Source organism: Candidatus Odyssella thessalonicensis L13, assembly GCF_000190415.1.
GTDB lineage: Bacteria > Pseudomonadota > Alphaproteobacteria > Paracaedibacterales > Paracaedibacteraceae > Paracaedibacter > Paracaedibacter thessalonicensis.
In genome coordinates this window covers 239,349-258,204 of the sequence record NZ_AEWF01000003.1, presented here as the reverse complement: position 1 = coordinate 258,204, position 18,856 = coordinate 239,349, and the positions used below count along the sequence as shown (strand labels likewise).

Sequence of the window (18,856 nt, the reverse complement as noted above, 5' to 3'; positions counted from 1 at the left end):
AAGCCCACCATTACCCAACAATTAAGGCCTTAAAACTCATAAGGATTAATCTGGATCATCGCTGCCCGCTATTCTTAATTGTGGCAGCTAACATATTAAAGAGTAATTAATAGAATTTTATAAAAAATTAGCTAACCTTCGCTTTTTCTCAACCCTCGAGTGATAATACAGGTGTAAGTATACTAGGATAACAAAAATAAAGTTTATTATAAGAAAATTTTACTAAAACTAGTGTGCTTTTAACCGCACAGGTAATAAGGTTGTGGGGAGCGATTAATATTTTTCATTTATTATTTAGCGGAGGGCCGTGTTAGAAGTTCAGGTGTGAAAATTATTTTGAAACAGATTCACACAAGGATTGAAAAATGAAAAAGATTATCGCTTCTGCAGTTGTTGCTATCGCAACACTTTCAGCTTCTCAAGCTGCCGTATTTAATGGAGCCTCTGCTGGTTTAACAGCTGGAGTACTTAACACTAACAATACTTTTAGATTTAATCATGATGTTCCTGGAGTGACGAACGGCTCCCATAAATCAGCTGCTGCTAAAGGATTAGGTTCTTTTGGTATCCATTTTGATTATGATCGTTCGGCCGCCAATGCTTTTTATTGGGGTCTAGGCTTAGACTTAATGTTTTACACAGGAAAAGCGACGAAATCTTCTGCAATTACTGACGCCACTATCGGTGTGAATGTACCGGTTAAAATGGAAGCTAAATACAAGTGGTCCTCTGAGGTAGATGCTCGTTTTGGTTACAATTTCTGCAATAATGTCGTAGCTTATGCATTAACCGGTCTTCGTTTTTACAATAAAGAAGTAAAAATTTCTCTTAATAATGAGAACTTTAAGGATAAAGCTCGCAAACATCGTTTTGCTCCTGTCCTTGGTGCAGGCGTAAAGGCGAAAGTTACCAATAATCTCTCAGTTGGTGCAGAGTATCGCTATGCATTTGAAAGAAAGATGACCGATAAAGGTGACGTTCTTGGCGTTCTTTCTTATAATGCGCAGCTTAAGCAACAATCTCACGCTGTTCTTGCAAAAGTTAGCTACCACTTCTAGAACGTGGCCAACCTTTAGAAAAAAGCTCCCCAATGGGAGCTTTTTTTATGACCCTAACTTTAGAGGGTTAATTAGGATGCTAGTAAAGCGTCTAACTTGCCCTCCGCTTCAAGCGCATAAAGATCATCACAGCCCCCCACATGGGTCTCACCAATAAAGATCTGCGGCACCGTGCGGCGTCCCCCCGCCTTAGCGATCATAGTTTCGCGTAACGCATCATCTTGACCGACATCGATTTCTGTAAAATTGGCCCCTTTCTTATTGAGTAAAGCTTTAGCTTTAACGCAGTAAGGACAAACTTGGGTGGTATAAATGGTAACAGGTTGCATTATTTTCTCCTTTTTTACATATCTTGCACAACTCTTGCTAAGGCTAAGACGTTAACCGTGCTCACGCCAGCCTTTTTTAAAACCTTTGCGCATGCTTCTAGGGTGGCGCCGGTGGTCCAAACATCATCAATTAGGGTAACGGTTTTCCCATTTAACAGTCCATGGGAATCTTTGACAGTAAATGCTCCTTGCACATTCTTGACTCTTTCCTGACGAGTTTTATGGCCTTGCGACGCTGTGGCCTTGTGACGAATGAGAATATTGGTCAGCACCGGCAGCTTTGTGCGCTTTGCAATAGCGCGCGCCAGCAGTGTGGCTTGATTATAGCGACGGCGCACTAAGCGCCAGCGATGTAGGGGCACCGGTATAAGGTAATCCGTTTGTATCCAGAATTCCTTACCGACTTCAACCAACCATGGGGATAAACTGCGCGGTAAATAGGTAGCGTCACCATGCTTAAGCTTTAGAGTTAGGTCCCGCATTAAGCCCTCATAATGGCTTACGCAGCGTCCTTGATCAAAATGAGGAGGATACGCTAGACAAGCTACACAGACTAGAGTACCATCCTCATAAGGCATAGGCATGCCACAACAGCTGCAATATGGCTTTTGAATAAAATTTATCTTTGCCCAGCATTTTGCACAAAACACATATGGATTTAAGGTAGCATCATCGCAGCCGGGGCAACAAGGTGGCAGCACTGTCGATAAAGCCAAGTTATAAATCTTTTGCACTGGTGCTTTTATTGCAATCATTAATAAATTAACCTATGATTATAGGGGTATTTTACAAGGGGTCGACAATCATGAAGAAGTTTATGCTATCATTTTTAATTATGTCAACGGCAGTCTTAGCTGATCAAAAGCAGCCTTCACAATCAAAAAATCTAATCAAGCAGGCTGTAGAGAAGAAACAACCTGAAGTTATTGTCTATTCCTCTGACCAGTGTAGCTGGTGTACCAGTGCTAAAGAAATTCTCCAAGAACGGAAGATCGCTTATAAAGAGATCAACGTGCGCGGTAATAAAAAACTGATTGATGAAATGGAACACGTTACCGGCAAACGGACCGTTCCCCAAATCGTTATTAATGGAAAACATATTGGAAGTTATCTATCTCTCGCTTCAGCTAATCTGTCAGGAGAGCTCGATGAGATGCTGGGTAATTCCCAAGACAAAGAATAAATCTAGAGACTATAATGCCTTTACTGATTCGCTACGGTGTGGTTTTGGCCGCACTGATATTTATTATTTTCAACTTATCAAGTTTTACAACCTCTTCCCCTCTTCCCACCGTTGCCATAACCCAGATCATTAGCCACCGCACCCTCGATACCGTCCGTGAGGGCTTAATCCAGGGCTTAGAAGCACAAGGCTATATCGATGGTAAAACTGTCAGGATTATCTATGATAATGCCAATGGTAATCCAGCCATCGCCGCCCAGATTACAAAGAAATTTATCAGCCTTAAGCCGGCAGTTATTGTGGGGCTATCAACCACCAGTGCCCAACTTCTGATTAAATCTGCTCAAGAGAGTAAAGTTCCTTTGGTATTTTCGGCCGTCACTGATCCGATTGCCGCCAAACTCGTAACCGCTTACACTCAAACAGATCAAGGTGTTACCGGAATCAGCGATTATATGCCGCCAGACCCCCAGCTCGATTTAATTGTCGCCTTTGTCCCGCATCTGCGGCGATTAGGGGTCTTGTATAATCCGTCAGAAGCCAATTCTGTAGCTTTCTTGAAGCGCTTAGAAGAGGAAGCCATCAAGCGTGGCATCGTGTTAGTCCGCGGAACAGTTAACTCAACCGCTGAGGCAGCAGAAGTTACCAAGAGCCTTATTGGTAAAGTGGACGCCTTATTCTTTCCTAATGATAATACCACTATGGCAGCAGCGGTAACGGTGGCTCATGTGGCTGTCCAAAACCAGATCCCTTTGTTCGCTAATGATGCCGAATCCGTTAAGGATGGCGCCTTGGCGGCGATGGCTTATGATCGCATAGCCATGGGTAAAAAAACAGCAGCTATTGTCGCAGGCCTTCTTTCTGGCCAGCCCACCGCTATTTTTCCGGTAAGTCATGATATCGCCTCGGAGATTATCGTCAACCAAGGAACATTAAAACACCTCAACTTAGCTGTACCAACAACTTTAGGTAAAAACATAAGGGTCATCAGTGGAAAATAACGACTTTGTCCTGCTTCATCAGCGTTTGCTTGAATGGTACGATTGTCATCAACGTCATTTGCCGTGGCGGGCGCGGCCGGGACAGCATCCTAATCCCTATCACGTCCTGCTCAGTGAAATTATGCTGCAACAGACAACAGTCTCGACCGTGATTGATTACTTTAATCGCTTTACTGAGCGCTGGCCCACCTTAAAGACGTTGGCCCACGCCACGGAAGAAGAGCTCTATCATCAATGGCAAGGCTTAGGATATTATAGTCGCGCCCGCAATTTACATGCCTGCGTCAAAAGATTAGTACACGACTGTGGCGGCCAAATCCCGCAATCTCCCGAAGCGCTGCTGCAACTGCCCGGGATCGGCCCTTATACGGCTGCAGCTATTGCCGCCATTGCTTATGATTTTCCGATTGTCCCGGTCGATGGTAATATTACGCGGGTTATTGCTCGGATTGCTAGTTTACAGACACCGCTTCCAGCACTTAAAGAGGAAGTATGTAAGGTGCTTAGCCCTTTACGGCCCACACGAGCTGGCGACTTCGCCCAAGCGTTAATGGATTTAGGGGCGACCATCTGTAAACCTAAACAACCCCGCTGTGACCTGTGTCCGTTAACAGCATCTTGTCTGAGTTATCAAACTAATCAGCAACATACTATTCCCCGCACTACGCCTAAACCTTTAAAGCCAACCCGTTATACTTTTGCTTTTTGGTGTGAAAATAAGGATGGTGATGTGCTTCTGGCTCGTCGTCCTAAAACAGGTGTTCTGGCAAATCTCGTGGGGTTACCGACCAGTGATTGGGTTAATGATCCTGCTGAATTACCACCTATCCTACCGCAATGGCGCCGTGTTCCTAAACCAGTTAAGCACACTTTTACGCATTTCCATCTGATTATTGACTGTTTTATTGTCAAAGATTTACAGATATCAGATACTTTCAAAGACCATCCTGACAATTTCCATTGCTATCCCATTCCTACTTTAATGAAAAAGGTTATCAATGCTTGTCTGGCGTCTCGAAATGCTCTCCCCGGGCTTTTTGAGCAGCTTAACGCAGGATAATTGAGATAGGGTGTCGAGGCGCTATCAGCTATCTGTTCTGACTTTGACCCGCCACATCACGGCCATCATTAAGCCCTTCATAAAGGGCAGTAATCCTAATGTCATTCCAATAATAATAGGGGGCCACACAATTAGATGAGTTAACATCGACATATGGTAACGGTATTCAAGGTAAGAAATAATCGGCAGCAAGATATGCCCAACAATAGCAATAGTAAAATAAGCAGGAGCATCATCAGAACGAATTTTATCAAATTCTAACTGACAAGTGGGGCAGTGATCGGCAATTTTAAGATAGCCCCTAAACATCCCTCCCGTTCCACAGGCGGGGCAGCATCGAGCTAGTCCTCTTTTTAAACTTAATATTAAACTAGAATTGTCCTGCATCTGCTAAGCACTCCCTTATATTTAACCATCGAGCTGAGGTTGAGCTATCCACCGGTGGCAGCGTATTGAGAAACGTCAAGCTCGCTAATTGATCAGCCCAGGCCCCAATGCCAAAAGACAACACCCCGTGGGTGGCCACCACATGCACTGAGGGTATACCTTGATCTAATAAATATTGTACACAAGCTTGCAAGGTTGAGCCAGTGTCCACCATATCATCCACAATAATTGCGGCTCTGCCTTGGGGCAAAGCAGTATCGGAGCTAATGGTCACCTGGCCAGGCAAGCGTGATTTTTTTAAGCCGATCATCTGTTGGCCTGTTAGCTGGGCAAGCCGTTCCACCCGCTGAATAGAGCCCCGATCGGGAGCCACAAGAATGGCGTCCTGTAAGCCACGTTTCTTGATATCTTCGGCGACCAGAGAGGCCAGCGGCAAATTAATAATTCCTGGGTGTTCTTGATGAAGATCAAACGTGAGAATCTTCAAAACTGTTGTCCCCTGTAACGGCCTTAATAAAGTGCTCAAATAACACGGCAATTGTCGACCATAAGAAAGATAAGGCAGCGTTAAAATAGTTGAGCATTGCCGTTGAGCCAGGCGATCAATCAGCAAATACAAGAAAATCCAATCATCATGGGTGCGGGTGTTATGAATCAGTTGTACCGTACAATTCCTCACCTCATCCGGCAAATGCAAATCGTAAGCCCCGTCACTGAACTGAGAACTTTCCAAAATAAAGTCGCCTGGCAAGGTTAAGTGAGAGGTAGAAGAAGTAAAATAAGTTACCATATTAAGCATTTTCCTTCAGCCAAGCCTGAAACATTAAAATATTCCACAGCCCATATTGCCAATTACGCTTCCCAGATAAGTGTTCTTGCCATTTGCGCTGAACAAATTCAACATTGAGCAATCCACTCTGTCGCAGAGCCTCTGTTGACAATAACTCCTCCGCCCATTCCTTCAGCGTTCCGCGCAACCACTGATCCAAGGGAACACCAAAGCCTTGTTTAGGCCGTTCAATTAATTCACGCGGCACATAGCGATATAACACTTGCCTGAGGGGCCACTTTGTTTGCCCGTGGCGAAGTTTTTGGGATAATGGCAAAGACCAAGCATACTCAACAACGCGATGATCTAATAGTGGCACTCGCGTCTCTAAGCTATTGGCCATCGCTGCCCGATCGACTTTGACCAGAATATCATCCACGAGATAGCTGAGAGTATCTAGGAACATCATCTGCTCGGTGAAAGAGGCGGCCTTACTTGATGTCTTAATATGAGGAGAAAACGGCGCATTACCGTTGCTCCTTAAGGTAACGGGATCTTTATGCTTCCAATGACTGGTTAAGGAATCATAGATCGCCAAGTTATCAAGGGGCAGGATGTCGGCGACCTTTCTTAATTTATCGCCCAGTTGGCTCGGGAGTTTATTCGACAGTTGTCCGACTTTATTAATGGCCTGAATGGGCATAACTTTAATAATCTGAGAGGCTAAATGGCGCAGCGGCTGGGGTAACCAACGGATACTATTCCAGATCTTTTCAACCATCAGATAGCGGTTATAGCCCGCAAATAACTCATCCCCTGCATCGCCTGATAAAGAAACGGTAACCTGTTGGCGGGCCATACGGGCCACCAAGTAGGTCGGAATCTGGGAGGAATCGGCAAAGGGTTCACAATAAATCGTCGGTAGGTTTGGAATCACATCCAAGGCATCTTGATGGGTAACATACAGTTCTGTGTGATCAGTTTTTAAATGATTGGCCACGGCTTTGGCATACTCAGCTTCATTAAAACCAGCCTCATGAAAGCCAATTGAGAAGGTTTTAACAGGTCGCGTCGATTGCTTCTGCATTAAGGCCACAATTGTGGACGAGTCTACACCTCCGGACAAGAAGGCGCCCAAAGGAACATCCGCGATCATCTGCTGACCGATCGCATCAGTTAACAAGGACTCCAGGCCATCAACGGCTTCGGGATCGGAATAGCTGGCCGAGTTCTGAACCACATTATCCTCTAATCGCCAATAGGGACATTCCTCAGGCAGGAGATGGTTTTGCAGTTCTTTCTGAGTAAAATGCCTATAGGTTCCCGGCGTTAATTTACTAATTGCCTTATAAATACTCATCCCTGAAGGGACATATCCATAACGGATCATCAGATCGACCGCTTCCTCATTGAGCTCGCTCGCAAAGCAAGGATGCACTTTTAAGGCTTTTAATTCACTGCCAAAAAGCAAGGCTCCCTTAGACCAGCCAAAATAAAGGGGCTTCTCTCCGATCCGATCTCGTGCCAGAATCAAACTTTGTGAGGAGTGATCCCATAAAGCGATCGCAAACATCCCCATCATTTTTTTTAAAGTTGCTTCCATTCCCCAATGATCAATGGCTTCTAAGATAACTTCTGTATCTGAATGCCCCCGCCATTGTCGCGGCGCTTGCGCGTCCAACTCGGCACGCAGTTTTTGATAATTATAGCATTCCCCATTAAAGATCATCGTTAAGCGTCCTGAATGGCTATGCATTGGCTGTCGACCATTCTCAGATAAATCTAAAATTGCTAAGCGTCGATGACCCAGAGCTATGCCATTGGGGTCCAGCCAATGACTTTCACCATCCGGCCCCCGATGGCTGATGGCTTGGGTCATAGCTTGGAGCACCGTTAATTGGTCATAGCGAGGTGAGTTGTGATAAAATCCTGAAAATCCACACAAAGTCCGTTAATCCACTTATTATTTTGTTAGCTTTACTATAGTATAGACTCAGCTATATACCCAAATAAAATGAAGAAGTGTGATGATTAAATTGGCTTTTATCATAACTGGCTTAAATCGTGGTGGTGCTGAAAAAATGCTGCTAAAGATACTATCTACCATTGATCGCACCACTTTTGAGCCACGTGTTTTCTGCCTAACCACTCATCGCAGTTTGCAATCTGATTTTATTGCGGCTGGCATCCAGGTTTATACCTATCAACTTAATAAACCCTTATCTATGCTTTCAGATTTATGGAAATTTTTAAGGGACTGCCGCCAATTTAAGCCACACTTGATTCAAGGATGGATGTACCACGGCAATCTATTGGCTTGGCTCGCTCAACTATTCTGCACAGCTAAGCTCATCTTTGGCATTCGCGCTTGCCTTTATGATTTTAATTTCGAGAGTTTTAGAACTCAGTGCTTTATTCGCCTGGGTGGCTACTTATCATCTTTAACAGATGGGATTATTTATGTTTCAGATGTCGCCCGCGCTCAACATGAAGCTGCCGGCTACCAATCTGCTCTCAATATTACAATTGCTAATGGATTTGAGCTCGATAGGTTCTCTCCTAATCCCCAGTGGCGCCAAGAGTATCGAGAAAAACTCGCTCTAAAGGAGCAAGAAATAGCCATAGGTTTCTTTGCTCGCTTTCATAAATTGAAAGGATTCCACAATCTGCTTGAAGCTTTTGCTTACGTCCACAAGAAGCAGCCGAACACCAAGTTGGTGCTCGCAGGAGATCAGGTGGTCGATCAAAATTCAGAACTTATGGCAACAATTAAGCATCATCATTTAGAAGACTCTGTTATTTTACTTGGTGAACTGCCTCATCCTGAGCACTGTCTAAATGCTTTAGATTTATTTGTTTCCCCTTCCTTGCAGGAAGGATTTCCGAATGTGGTCGGTGAAGCCATGGCCTGTGGCATCCCATGCGTTGTCACTGATGTCGGCGATTCAGCTTTAGCTGTCGGCGACACAGGCTTAATCGTCCCTCCGAATGATTGTAACGCTCTGGCAGACGCGCTTCTATCGGCCATAAAAGAGCCTAGGACATTACGGCAATGGGGGGAACAAGCCCGGTTAAGGATTAAAACTGAGTTCTCTTTAGCGACTATTGTCAAGAAGTATGAAGCTGCCTACACCACCTTGTTGGAGAAGAATGGATGAGCTTATCAGAAATATACTTACAGGACTGCGAACGGCAAGGGTGGCAACCGGACGTCAATCATCAGCTCGCTTTACAACAACTGGAGAAAATCTTTGAGACTTCCCAGGGCTTTCTCGCCAAGATCTTTAAAAGCCCTAAACCCTTGGGAGGTTATATCTGGGGCGAAGTTGGGCGCGGCAAGACCTACATTATGGATCTCTTTTTTAATCACATAGCCCTTAATCGAAAAGTTCGATATCACTTTACAGATTTTATGCAGCTTGTCCATCAACAGCTTTTTGATCATAAGGGAGATCTGATCAAGACAGCGAAAGCGCTGCGACAGGCCTATGATTTAATTTGTTTGGATGAATTCCAAGTCACTGAGATTGCTGATGCCATGATTTTAGCGCGGTTATTTCAGACCCTCTTTGCCCAAGGCATTTATTTTGTGACCACCTCTAACACCGCTCCGGATGACCTTTATCAAGGCGGCCTTCACCACGATCGCTTTGCCCCTTTTATTCCCATTCTCAAAACTAATTTAGAAATTATTCACTTAGATAGCCAGAATAATATTGATTACCGACGGCTCGACGCGCAGGGTGTCCACCATTTTAAGCCGGAAACTTATGCGCATCTGCGCGACAGATTTATCCAGCAATTAGACAAGGAAGATAAAATAGGCCTGACCTTTGTTATTCATCAGCGCTCTATCCATTTCCCTGAAGCGTCACAGACGACGCTGTGGGTCGACTTTAAGGATATTTGTGAGGTTGCTTACGGTGCAGCTGAGTATCAAGCGATCGCCAAGCAAGTCAAAGAAGTGTTTCTGGTGAATGTGCCGCTGCTAACAGCAGAACATCGTGATAGCGCTCATCGCTTTATTACCCTCATTGATTGCTTATACGATGAAGGGGTGCAGCTGCACCTCCACGCTGCAGACGCCCCTGATCGCTTATATCAGGATCATAAACATCCCCTCTTACCTTTTGAGCGAACGGCGTCGCGGCTAGTTCAAATGGAAGCTCAAAACTTGCGATAGATTACCAATACTGACTTCCACAGACCGTCGACTTGATCAGCATTAATTCAGAAGCTTAAGAGCTGTGAGCTGTATTTAACTGTCCAACCTAAACTAGTCTCATATTCAAGCCCAATAGGCCTACAAAATTTAATTTTGTTTTGAATAAAATTATTTGTAATCTCATTATTGTAATCTCATTAATGGTGATTATGTATTTCTTACAAGGAGATTCCATTTAATGGTAAACTTAAGACTTCTAAGCGTGCTCTTATTGTCTTTGAGCTCTATACAGGCGCTCGAGAGTACTAACTGGAGCAATTATGAGAGAGCGACACATCTGGTAGCTCAACGAAGGAAATTAGAAAACGCAGCTAGAGATGCGCTTCGCACCCTTCCCTTAACCGAGTCCGAGTTTAACCTTCTGCGAGAAAGGGAGACAGAAGAAATCATTTGGGAAGTTGATCGAGTCAAAAACTATGCAGACCATCTAGAGAAGTATTTGCCGCAAAGTTATTTTACTCTGTATGAATTTAATGACCTAAAAAATAGAAGCACTGAACAGTATATACCTGAGGTCGCCCCTTATGCTAATCATCAGGATTATTTATTGGCCATGAGAAGCAAAAGGTATAAGTAAATTAATTGGGAAAGAACACCTTGAGCTTCTTTCCCTTCATCGTAACCTGGATAAAACTGATCCCGATTCTCAGCTTAGACTGACTGTACCTCTTGCAACTGCTATTCTGCGAAGATTAATAAAGTTAAGAATAACGATAAGGTGAATACCTTGACCATAAGAAACTACTTGTGGTTAACCACCCTATGGAAATGCTTATTACCTCCTAAGTGATCCTCTTAAACACTCTCAATTGGACCTTCATTCCTTTTACATTTTGAGTGATTGTGTGCTAAATTATTTTCTAAGCAACCTCAGTAATTAGACAAGAAATCCATGCGCACACTTGCTGATATTCGTTCCACCTTCCTTAATTATTTTAAAGAAAATCGCCATGAAGTGGTGGCCTCCAGCTCTTTGGTGCCCGCCAACGATCCGACATTGCTCTTTACAAATGCCGGTATGGTGCAATTCAAGGACGTTTTTACCGGCCTTGAAAAACGCTCCTATACCCGTGCGACAACCTCTCAGAAATGTGTTCGCGCCGGCGGTAAACATAACGATCTTGAAAATGTGGGTTATACGGCTCGGCATCATACTTTTTTTGAAATGCTTGGGAATTTCTCGTTCGGGGATTACTTCAAAGAAGAAGCTATTTATTTAGCTTGGAACTTAGTAACTAAGAATTTTGCGCTTAGTCCTGAGCGGTTGTTAGTCACCGTTTACCATGAAGACGAGGAAGCCGCTAATTTGTGGAAGAAAATAGCAGGATTTCCGGACCACAAAATTATCCGCATTGCCACCAGCGACAACTTTTGGTCCATGGGCGATACAGGACCGTGTGGTCCGTGTACTGAGATCTTTTACGATCATGGCGAAAGCATTGCCGGTGGCCCTCCCGGCAGTGCCGATCAAGATGGAGATCGCTTTACTGAGTTCTGGAATCTGGTTTTTATGCAATTTGAACAGCAAGCCGATGGCACGCGCATAAATTTACCTAAGCCTTCCGTCGACACCGGTATGGGGCTGGAACGTTTTGCAACCATACTCCAAGGCGTGCATAACAATTATGACACTGACCTGTTTAAATCTTTAATTGAGGCCTCAACGGAGTTGACCGGGACCCAGGCTGCGGCTTATCGACATTCGCACAATGTTATTGCTGATCACTTACGGGCCAGCTCCTTCCTTCTTGCTGATGGTGTCATGCCCAGTAACGAAGGCCGCGGTTATGTGTTGCGCCGGATTATGCGTCGGGCCATGCGTCATGCCCATTTATTAGGAGCCAAAGAGCCACTCATGTATCGCTTAGTCGATCGTTTGGTAGAAGTTATGGGCACGGCTTACCCTGAACTTACCCGCGCCCAAGCCATGATTAAAGAGAACCTGAAGCTCGAAGAAGAACGGTTCCGCCAAACCTTAGAGCGGGGTTTGCGTTTACTGGAAGAAGAAACAGCTAAACTAGCGCCGACTCAGGCTCTATCAGGCGAGATTGCGTTCAAGCTTTATGACACCTATGGCTTCCCCCTTGATTTAACACAAGACGTGTTACGGAGCCAGGATCGCTCTGTTGATTTAGAAGGCTTCAATGCTGCCATGGCGGCCCAGAAAGCAGCAGCGCGGGCGCATTGGTCAGGGTCCGGGGAGAAAAAGGACGAGCAAGTATGGTTTGACATCCAACAGGAATTTGGAGCCAGCGAATTTTTAGGATATGAAAGTGAAACTGCCGAAGCTTTGGTCCAAGCTATTGTCGTCAACAGCCAAACTGTTGCTCACTTAAGCGCTGGACAGACAGGCGATATCGTTTTTAATCAAACTCCATTTTATGCAGAATCAGGCGGCCAAGAAGGTGACCAGGGAGTTATCCACTTTGCTAACGGTGCACAAGCACGAGTTTTAAACACCAACAAGCATTTGGGAAGCTTGCATGTTCATCATGTCACCTTAGAATCAGGAAGGATTAAAGTGGGGGAGACCGCCAAGCTAGTAGTCAATGGCCAGCGACGCCAAGGATTAAGGGCGCACCATTCAGCGACTCACCTTTTACATGCGGCTCTGCGCCGTCATCTGGGCGGGCACGTGACCCAAAAGGGATCCTTAGTGGCTGCAGACCGCCTGCGCTTTGACTTTACTCATACTAAGCCGTTAACTGCCGAAGAAATTAAGGCCATCGAGCAAGAAGTCAATTTGCAAATCTTAGCCAACACCGCGATTGAAACCCACTTAATGGCTGCAGAAGAAGCCATTGCCAGTGGGGCAATGGCTTTATTTGGGGAAAAGTATGGTGATGAAGTTCGAGTATTGAAAATGGGCCAGTGTGACGGTGCTGCTTATTCAATTGAGCTTTGCGGCGGTACCCACGCTTCTAGGACAGGCGATATTGGCTTAGTTAAGATTCTTTCTGAGGCAGGTGTCTCAGCCGGCGTACGTCGCCTTGAAGCGATTGCTGGAATAGCCGCCTTAGATTACCTTAGAAGCTTGCAAGAGCAAATAAGCAAACTTTCCTTTACTCTTAAATGCCCAAGCGTTGAGATTCCCGAGAAAATTGATCTTTTACTTCAGGAACGGAAAACCTTTGAACGGCAACTGGCCGATCTACGGCAAAAGATGGCGTTAGGTGGCTCCTCAGGTACCACTGTTGCTGGCCTTAAACAGATTGGGCACATTAATGTTTTAACAAAAAACCTGGTCGATATACCCGCCAAAGATTTAAAACCTCTGGTTGATCAGCTAAAAACTGAAGTCAAGTCGGGCGTGATTATCTTAACAAGTGTCGTGGAAGACAAAGTTGCCTTGGTAATTGGCGTCACTGCTGACTTGACGGACAAAGTTAATGCCGTTGACCTGGTCCGCGCTGGCTCTGAGGTATTAGGGGGCAAAGGCGGTGGGGGGCGGCCCGACATGGCGCAAGCAGGCGGCAGTAATCCCACTGAGATTCCAGCAGCCATGGCAGCCATTGAGGCGATTTTATCGTGACAGAGCCGCAGTCTCTGCTCATTTTATCAAATGATAGTAAGTCGCTACTTGATTTCCGCTGGAGCTTTGTTCAGCAATGCCGTCGTCAGGGATGGCAGGTTACCATTGCTTGTAATCCGGACACCTATTTTGCGAAGCTGCAAGAGCACGCTTTACAAGAAAAGATTCCTGTTTTCCCTCTTGATTTTAGCAATGGGGGAATTAATCCTTTTCAGGACTTAACTTTAATTGTGCGGATGAGGCAGCTCTATCAGTTAGTTTGCCCCTCTCATGTCTTACTTTACCGTATTAAACCTGTCTTGTATGGTAGCTTAGCTAGCTATGGCTTACCCATTAAGGTGATCAGTACTATCACCGGTTTAGGGTATGTCTATACTGATCTGTCTTTAAAAGCGCGCTGCTTGAGAGTGATTACCAATGGATTATATAAATTAGCCCTTCGGCGTAACTCTTGGGTGTTTTTCCAGAATAAGGATGACCAGCAAACATTTATAGAGCAACGCTTAATTACGGCTGACAAATGCAGTGTAGTTGGCGGGTCAGGGGTCTGTCTTAATGAGTTTCCCTTTACTCCTCTGCCAGATACACTGAGCTTTGTGATGGTGGCGCGGTTATTAAAGGATAAGGGGATATGGGAATACTTGCAGGCGGCCTCACAGCTGAAAAAGCTCTATCCTCAGATTGACTTTAGATTAGTGGGCGGCAGTAGTAACAACCCCGCTGCCATCCCCCTCGCCGAAATTCAAGAATTCTGCCGCACCCATCGCTTGTCTTATTTAGGACAGGTTGATCGAATCCATCCTATTCTTCAGCAATCAAGCGTCTTTGTGCTGCCTTCTTACCGGGAGGGGATGCCGCGCGCAGGGTTAGAAGCTTTAAGCACAGGCCGTCCTATTATCACCACCGACACCCAAGGATGCCGAGACTTAATTGACCATAACGGTTTTAAGGTTCCTATCAAGAATGCTGCAGCCTTAATGCAAGCCATGCGCATGCTGATCGAGCAACCAGAGCTTCTGCCGCCCATGGCCCAAGCCAGCCGCCACTTAGCTGAAAAAGTATTTGATGTGCACCATGTGAATCAAGCCATGATGACAAAAATTAACGGTTAAGCAGAGGCTCTCTTTTTTAGTTGAGAAATTAGAGACCCTTTGGGGTCTCAAACTCCGTAGCTACCTGCCCTGTTAGAACGTGGGCAGGACTCCTTACCCTAGAGCATGTGGCACAATGTCACACAAGCTTAAACTCGGCATAAAAGTAGGCCGTTTCATCCTCAAAAACCTTTATAAAAAGCTTACTTTTAAGTCTATAAATTGTCGCGGCCGCGACAATTTATTAAACTCACGGGCAAAAAATTTAATCAACCAGAGGTTGTAATATAGGGATACCTAAGTTATTTTTGACAGCATATCCAGCGCAGGATATAAATGACTTAAAATTGTTATTTAATAAATTTTTATGTATATGCGCCTAGGGTTATTGATGCTAATTTTAAAGAGACTATATTAAAACTTGAGAGGCTAGAATGGATACCCCTGAATTAAAACCTTTAAAGTTGATTGCAAAAGATTTAGAAGATCTCCAGATTCTAGCTGCTCATCTCCAAGATGCCATTCTTCCCTTAATGGCTATGCAATATGATCCTACGACAAAAACATTTAGGGCTTTGGCTAATCGATTCTGTTGGGAGCATGGTGAGATGGAAGGTGATGGTAAACCTGTGTATCATCGCGTTCATTCTGGTCTTGAAATTCATAATGTTGAGCGAGTCCTTCATAAAGGCATCGACTTCAAGAAAAATGATCAACATTATAATTTGCTAACCATGCACGGTGAAAATGAGGGCGCTATCCATTTGGTTTTTTCTGGCGGTTCAGAAATACGCCTTGAGACCAACGATATTCATTTACACTTAGGTGATGTCCAGAAACCTTGGCCCACACCCCATAAACCTAAACACATTCATGAGCATCTTGAAGAATTAAACTCTTCAACCGCTAGCACTTCTTAATTCTTATTCCGGATAGATTGCCGCCTAAACTGCCCGCAAGGGTTGAGAGTATCTAAGGCTAAAGCTTATCAGCTCTTTTCCAGGCATGGGAGATCTCCCCTCACCCTCACATCCTCATTAGTTTCTATCTTGTGTCTTCCACGCGTGAAATTGATCTGCGTTTTAGGCCTCCTATTAAATGAGAAGACCCTTTACATCCTTGCAAAAGGCGTTTCTTCAAGTAAGACTATTTAGCAGCAACCTTCTTGCGAGGGCTGCCACTCTGCTCGCGGCAGAGCAATAAGGTCTCAACCTCTTTAAACGACTGCTCAAAATCTGTTTCGACAATTGGACAATCAGCAACAAGAGCAGCCCCCTCTCGACTTGTTGGAAACAGGAAATCGGAGGACAAGGTGGAGCATTTTAGGGTTAAAATGAGGGAATTAAGCTTGTACGAGAGGTCAGCCAAGGTCTCTTTAATCCTAATTTGCCGAGGCAACTTGAGCTTTTGGCATTCATAGACATGGGTAACTTCCCATACGGCGCCAAAATGGGCAGGATTTTCGGTGAGCTGCTCTAAAACGGTCAAAAGTGTTAAAGCGGTTTGATTAACGGGCGCGAGCAAAAGTTTGCTCTTATCAAATTGCCACAGATGCGCCAACAATTTGCTCTTGACCTCTGGTAATTCAGCCAAAGGTCGAATTCGGAAAGGGATAACGCGGGTCTTGTCACCATCAAGCCGCTGGGCATAGCTTTCCAGCAAGGTTTGAGTAGCCGCCAGGGTGTCGTCTTTTTCACCGGGGATAGCCGACAGGCTAATAACAAATTTTGCTTTATTGGCAACTGCCTGATCCAGAAGCAATCGTGGAAATTTAAGATTGCGTTCACATAGCAGTTTATCGCTGCCTTCAATCGGCGACCTATAAAATGATCGGTCTATATCAAAGACGTACTTAATTCCATAAGTCTTGAATAAATTCTTCAAGGAGGAAGGTGTTAATTCACTACTTAACAAGTAAACAGCTTGAACCTGAGGGAAAAATTTTTGCATCCACAAGCGCAACAATAATAACTGATTCTCATCTGAGTCAATTAACACAGCCTTCTTTAAAGCAGGTGTCCCCATAAAGCTTAAAATCTTTTGTCCTAAAGCTGTGCTAGCCCCTGAAATCATGATGCTATCATAATTAATCCAGGGCTTTTTGTTAGCCAGCTTTAAGCCTACAGGCACAGTCGAGGTAAGGTGTTCCCAGCTTTGGATAGCCTTAGCAGCCACTGTCGCTGATTTAAAGTTATAGCGCATCAATCTCAACAAAGATCGCCGACTCACCATGAGCAGCATTAAGCCCATTGCCAACACTGGGGTGAACCAGGGCAGCATCTCTTTCTTTCCGCCCAATAACATTAAGGGAAAGAAAATCACAGTGGTTATTATGATTTGCCAATAATCAAGGCGTGCATAAATCCTGAGAACCATTGATCGATTATCTGGAGCCTGTAAAAATAGGAATACGCCTAAACTAACTAAACAATAGATAAGCAGTGTCTTGGATAAATAAGGGGCCGAATATCCTGTTAAATCGAAATCATTGGTAATCAGAGCACTAATAACAAAGAAGCATAAAGATTTAAGGACAAATGCAAGAGGCAGAAAAAAAGCAATTCTGCTCTTATAAAAATGACGTATATTAGAGATTAGTAGAGACAATTTGTCTTTCATAATTAACCTTAAATGACAATAAAATTGTTAGCATTATTATGGTCGACAACCACCACGTTTGCCAAATCCCAAAGCCAACAGAGACAATAAAAAGTAATGTTGTAATGTAACCATGCATTACACCTAACCGGTATCGATCAAGATTTAGCTTCCAGAGCTTAGTTAATAATCGCCAGATAATAGCAACGATCAGTAAGAAGCCGATGACTCCCAGCTCCAGGAATATCTGCAATAATCCATTATGGAGATGCCAGGTGCCTTTTTCCCAGATCGTAGTGGTTGTTAACTGGTCATTTTGTAAATCATACCCCTTAATTTTATCTTTTACGCTTAACGCACGTGTTTGGGAAAACCCATATCCTAACGGCTTTTCAATAATTTTCTTTGAGGCCCAATCAATCATCTCTAAACGTTGTTGGTAGGTTGAATGAACTCCAAAAGAGGTAATCTTTTGCCAATGCCCTTCCGTCATCCACAGTCCACATCCCAAGATCACAATAATCGGGACGAGGACACATCCGCACCGCAATAAATAGGAAGTAAATCTCGGAACCAGAAAAGTCATCACCATAAGCCCGGTGCCAAACAGAAGACCGACGGGCCCCGCATCGAATTCATACGTCCAGAAAAAGCAGGCCATAATCAATAAGACCACGATTGCCATCAATGGTTTAAAATTGCTCTGAGGTAATCTCAGTAAAAAGATCCAGATTCCCAGAGAGATTAGAGTAATATACCGGGCATAGGTTAAAGCTATGGATCGATGGGTGAAGTGCGTTAAAGAGTAACCCAGACTGCGATCGATAATAATGCCAATCAGAGTTATCACGCCGCCTAAAATAAACGCTTTCAAATATAAATCAATCTCTTTGCGGCTAAGTTCGTGACAGTGTAAAATGACTGAGGCTGAGGCTAATAAAATGGAAAACAGCTTAACCCAGTCTTGCACAGCAAAGCCGGGGTCTAAACTCCACTGGCTGGAGATCAGAGCCCAGCTTAGAAAGGCGCTCAACAGCAACCATTCGGGCTGGATTAAAAGGCGAATATTCTTAAAACGGTGGCTAAAGCAGCTGGTGGCAGCGAGAATAAATAAAGGCAGATGCATGGCCCGCGGGGCTACCAACGCCAAAGGTGCCCACAGGAAAAGAGCGAGCAGATTGAGACGTCGGCCAAGGCTTTCAATTAAAGACAGCATGTTTGCCTCCTAGTTGACAAATAATTTTCCAGGAATCCTGATCTATTGGCATGACGGATAAACGGGATTGCCGGACCAAAGCTATATGCTGCAACTCAGGCAGTGCTTTTATTTGGTCCAAGCTTACCGGCATAGATAACTCTTCAACGTATTCCACATCCACCATACCAAACCGACCCATTTCATCAGTATGATCGGGATAATATTCGCGGATCACTTGAACGATTCCCATAATCTGGCGCTCAGACACCGAATGATAAAAGAAACATAAGTCCCCTTTCTTCATGGCCTTCATGTTGTTCGAAGCCTGGTAGTTTCTCACGCCATCCCAATGGGTAACCTTTTTGGTTTTCTGGTCGTGCCATGACCAGGTTGATGGTTCCGTTTTTATTAGCCAATAGGCCATC

General features: G+C 44.5%; 18 protein-coding genes. 10 read left to right on the top strand and 8 right to left on the bottom strand.

What is annotated here, in order from left to right; genetic code table 11:
* Positions 1 to 365 precede the first annotated feature (365 nt).
* The gene (locus HMO_RS0106640) at positions 366 to 1,058 is read left to right on the top strand and encodes an outer membrane protein (protein WP_010300279.1); all 693 of its coding nucleotides are present in this window, start codon (positions 366 to 368) and stop codon (positions 1,056 to 1,058) included.
* 71 nt (positions 1,059 to 1,129) lie between these two features.
* Here the strand turns inward: HMO_RS0106640 and grxC are convergent, their stop codons facing one another.
* Positions 1,130 to 1,387, bottom strand: coding sequence for a glutaredoxin 3 (gene grxC / locus HMO_RS0106635; protein WP_010300276.1), 258 nt, complete (start codon positions 1,385 to 1,387; stop codon positions 1,130 to 1,132).
* Between the two features lie 14 nt (positions 1,388 to 1,401).
* Entirely contained in the window at positions 1,402 to 2,142 is a 741-nt protein-coding gene (locus tag HMO_RS0106630) for a ComF family protein (RefSeq protein WP_010300273.1), read from the bottom strand.
* Positions 2,143 to 2,192: 50 nt separating this feature from the next.
* Between HMO_RS0106630 and HMO_RS0106625 the strand changes: the two genes are divergently transcribed.
* The 3 genes from HMO_RS0106625 to HMO_RS0106615 are packed head-to-tail and all read left to right on the top strand — an operon-like array spanning position 2,193 to position 4,631.
* Positions 2,193 to 2,570 carry a glutaredoxin family protein gene (locus HMO_RS0106625; protein ID WP_010300271.1) on the top strand — a complete coding sequence of 126 codons (378 nt, stop codon included), beginning with the start codon at positions 2,193 to 2,195 and terminating at the stop codon, positions 2,568 to 2,570.
* A 14-nt stretch (positions 2,571 to 2,584) separates the two neighbouring features.
* On the top strand, positions 2,585 to 3,571 hold the full coding sequence (locus tag HMO_RS14115; RefSeq protein ID WP_010300269.1) for an ABC transporter substrate-binding protein: 987 nt from the start codon (positions 2,585 to 2,587) through the stop codon (positions 3,569 to 3,571).
* Entirely contained in the window at positions 3,561 to 4,631 is a 1,071-nt protein-coding gene (locus HMO_RS0106615) for an A/G-specific adenine glycosylase (protein ID WP_010300267.1), read from the top strand. The genes HMO_RS14115 and HMO_RS0106615 overlap by 11 nt, the downstream gene beginning before the upstream one ends.
* A 24-nt stretch (positions 4,632 to 4,655) precedes the next feature.
* Here HMO_RS0106615 and HMO_RS0106610 read toward each other — a convergent pair whose 3' ends face one another.
* The 3 genes from HMO_RS0106610 to asnB are packed head-to-tail and all read right to left on the bottom strand — an operon-like array spanning position 4,656 to position 7,732.
* Entirely contained in the window at positions 4,656 to 5,018 is a 363-nt protein-coding gene (locus HMO_RS0106610) for a DUF983 domain-containing protein (protein WP_010300264.1), read from the bottom strand.
* Positions 5,002 to 5,808 (bottom strand): phosphoribosyltransferase family protein, encoded by an 807-nt coding sequence (locus HMO_RS0106605; RefSeq protein WP_175282100.1) that lies wholly within the window; start codon positions 5,806 to 5,808, stop codon positions 5,002 to 5,004. The genes HMO_RS0106610 and HMO_RS0106605 overlap by 17 nt, the downstream gene beginning before the upstream one ends.
* Before the next feature lies 1 nt (position 5,809).
* Positions 5,810 to 7,732, bottom strand: a complete 1,923-nt coding sequence (gene asnB, locus HMO_RS0106600) for an asparagine synthase (glutamine-hydrolyzing) (protein WP_010300258.1) — start codon at positions 7,730 to 7,732, stop codon at positions 5,810 to 5,812.
* Between the two features lie 82 nt (positions 7,733 to 7,814).
* Here asnB and HMO_RS14110 point away from each other — a divergent pair, with 82 nt between their 5' ends.
* The 6 genes from HMO_RS14110 (at position 7,815) to HMO_RS14100 (ending at position 15,555) form a co-directional block, all read left to right on the top strand.
* A complete protein-coding gene (locus tag HMO_RS14110) occupies positions 7,815 to 8,945 on the top strand; it encodes a glycosyltransferase (protein ID WP_010300255.1) in 1,131 nt (376 codons plus the stop codon).
* On the top strand, positions 8,942 to 9,970 hold the full coding sequence (zapE, locus tag HMO_RS0106590; RefSeq protein ID WP_010300253.1) for a cell division protein ZapE: 1,029 nt from the start codon (positions 8,942 to 8,944) through the stop codon (positions 9,968 to 9,970). The genes HMO_RS14110 and zapE overlap by 4 nt, the downstream gene beginning before the upstream one ends.
* 220 nt (positions 9,971 to 10,190) lie before the next feature.
* A complete protein-coding gene (locus HMO_RS0106585; protein WP_010300250.1) occupies positions 10,191 to 10,589 on the top strand; it encodes a hypothetical protein in 399 nt (132 codons plus the stop codon).
* A gap of 315 nt (positions 10,590 to 10,904) precedes the next feature.
* The gene (alaS, locus tag HMO_RS0106580; RefSeq protein ID WP_010300245.1) at positions 10,905 to 13,544 is read left to right on the top strand and encodes an alanine--tRNA ligase; all 2,640 of its coding nucleotides are present in this window, start codon (positions 10,905 to 10,907) and stop codon (positions 13,542 to 13,544) included.
* Positions 13,541 to 14,656: a glycosyltransferase family 4 protein gene (locus HMO_RS14105; RefSeq protein WP_010300243.1), complete on the top strand. Its 1,116-nt coding sequence runs from the start codon at positions 13,541 to 13,543 to the stop codon at positions 14,654 to 14,656. Before alaS ends, HMO_RS14105 begins: the two co-directional genes overlap by 4 nt.
* A gap of 413 nt (positions 14,657 to 15,069) precedes the next feature.
* On the top strand, positions 15,070 to 15,555 hold the full coding sequence (locus HMO_RS14100; RefSeq protein WP_010300241.1) for a DUF2948 family protein: 486 nt from the start codon (positions 15,070 to 15,072) through the stop codon (positions 15,553 to 15,555).
* 226 nt (positions 15,556 to 15,781) lie between these two features.
* Here HMO_RS14100 and HMO_RS0106565 read toward each other — a convergent pair whose 3' ends face one another.
* The 3 genes from HMO_RS0106565 to HMO_RS0106555 are packed head-to-tail and all read right to left on the bottom strand — an operon-like array spanning position 15,782 to position 18,855.
* On the bottom strand, positions 15,782 to 17,254 hold the full coding sequence (locus HMO_RS0106565) for a hypothetical protein (protein ID WP_010300239.1): 1,473 nt from the start codon (positions 17,252 to 17,254) through the stop codon (positions 15,782 to 15,784).
* The gene (locus HMO_RS0106560; protein ID WP_010300236.1) at positions 17,223 to 18,449 is read right to left on the bottom strand and encodes an O-antigen ligase family protein; all 1,227 of its coding nucleotides are present in this window, start codon (positions 18,447 to 18,449) and stop codon (positions 17,223 to 17,225) included. Before HMO_RS0106560 ends, HMO_RS0106565 begins: the two co-directional genes overlap by 32 nt.
* Positions 18,433 to 18,855 carry an EVE domain-containing protein gene (locus HMO_RS0106555; RefSeq protein ID WP_010300233.1) on the bottom strand — a complete coding sequence of 141 codons (423 nt, stop codon included), beginning with the start codon at positions 18,853 to 18,855 and terminating at the stop codon, positions 18,433 to 18,435. Before HMO_RS0106555 ends, HMO_RS0106560 begins: the two co-directional genes overlap by 17 nt.
* Position 18,856: the final 1 nt, after the last annotated feature.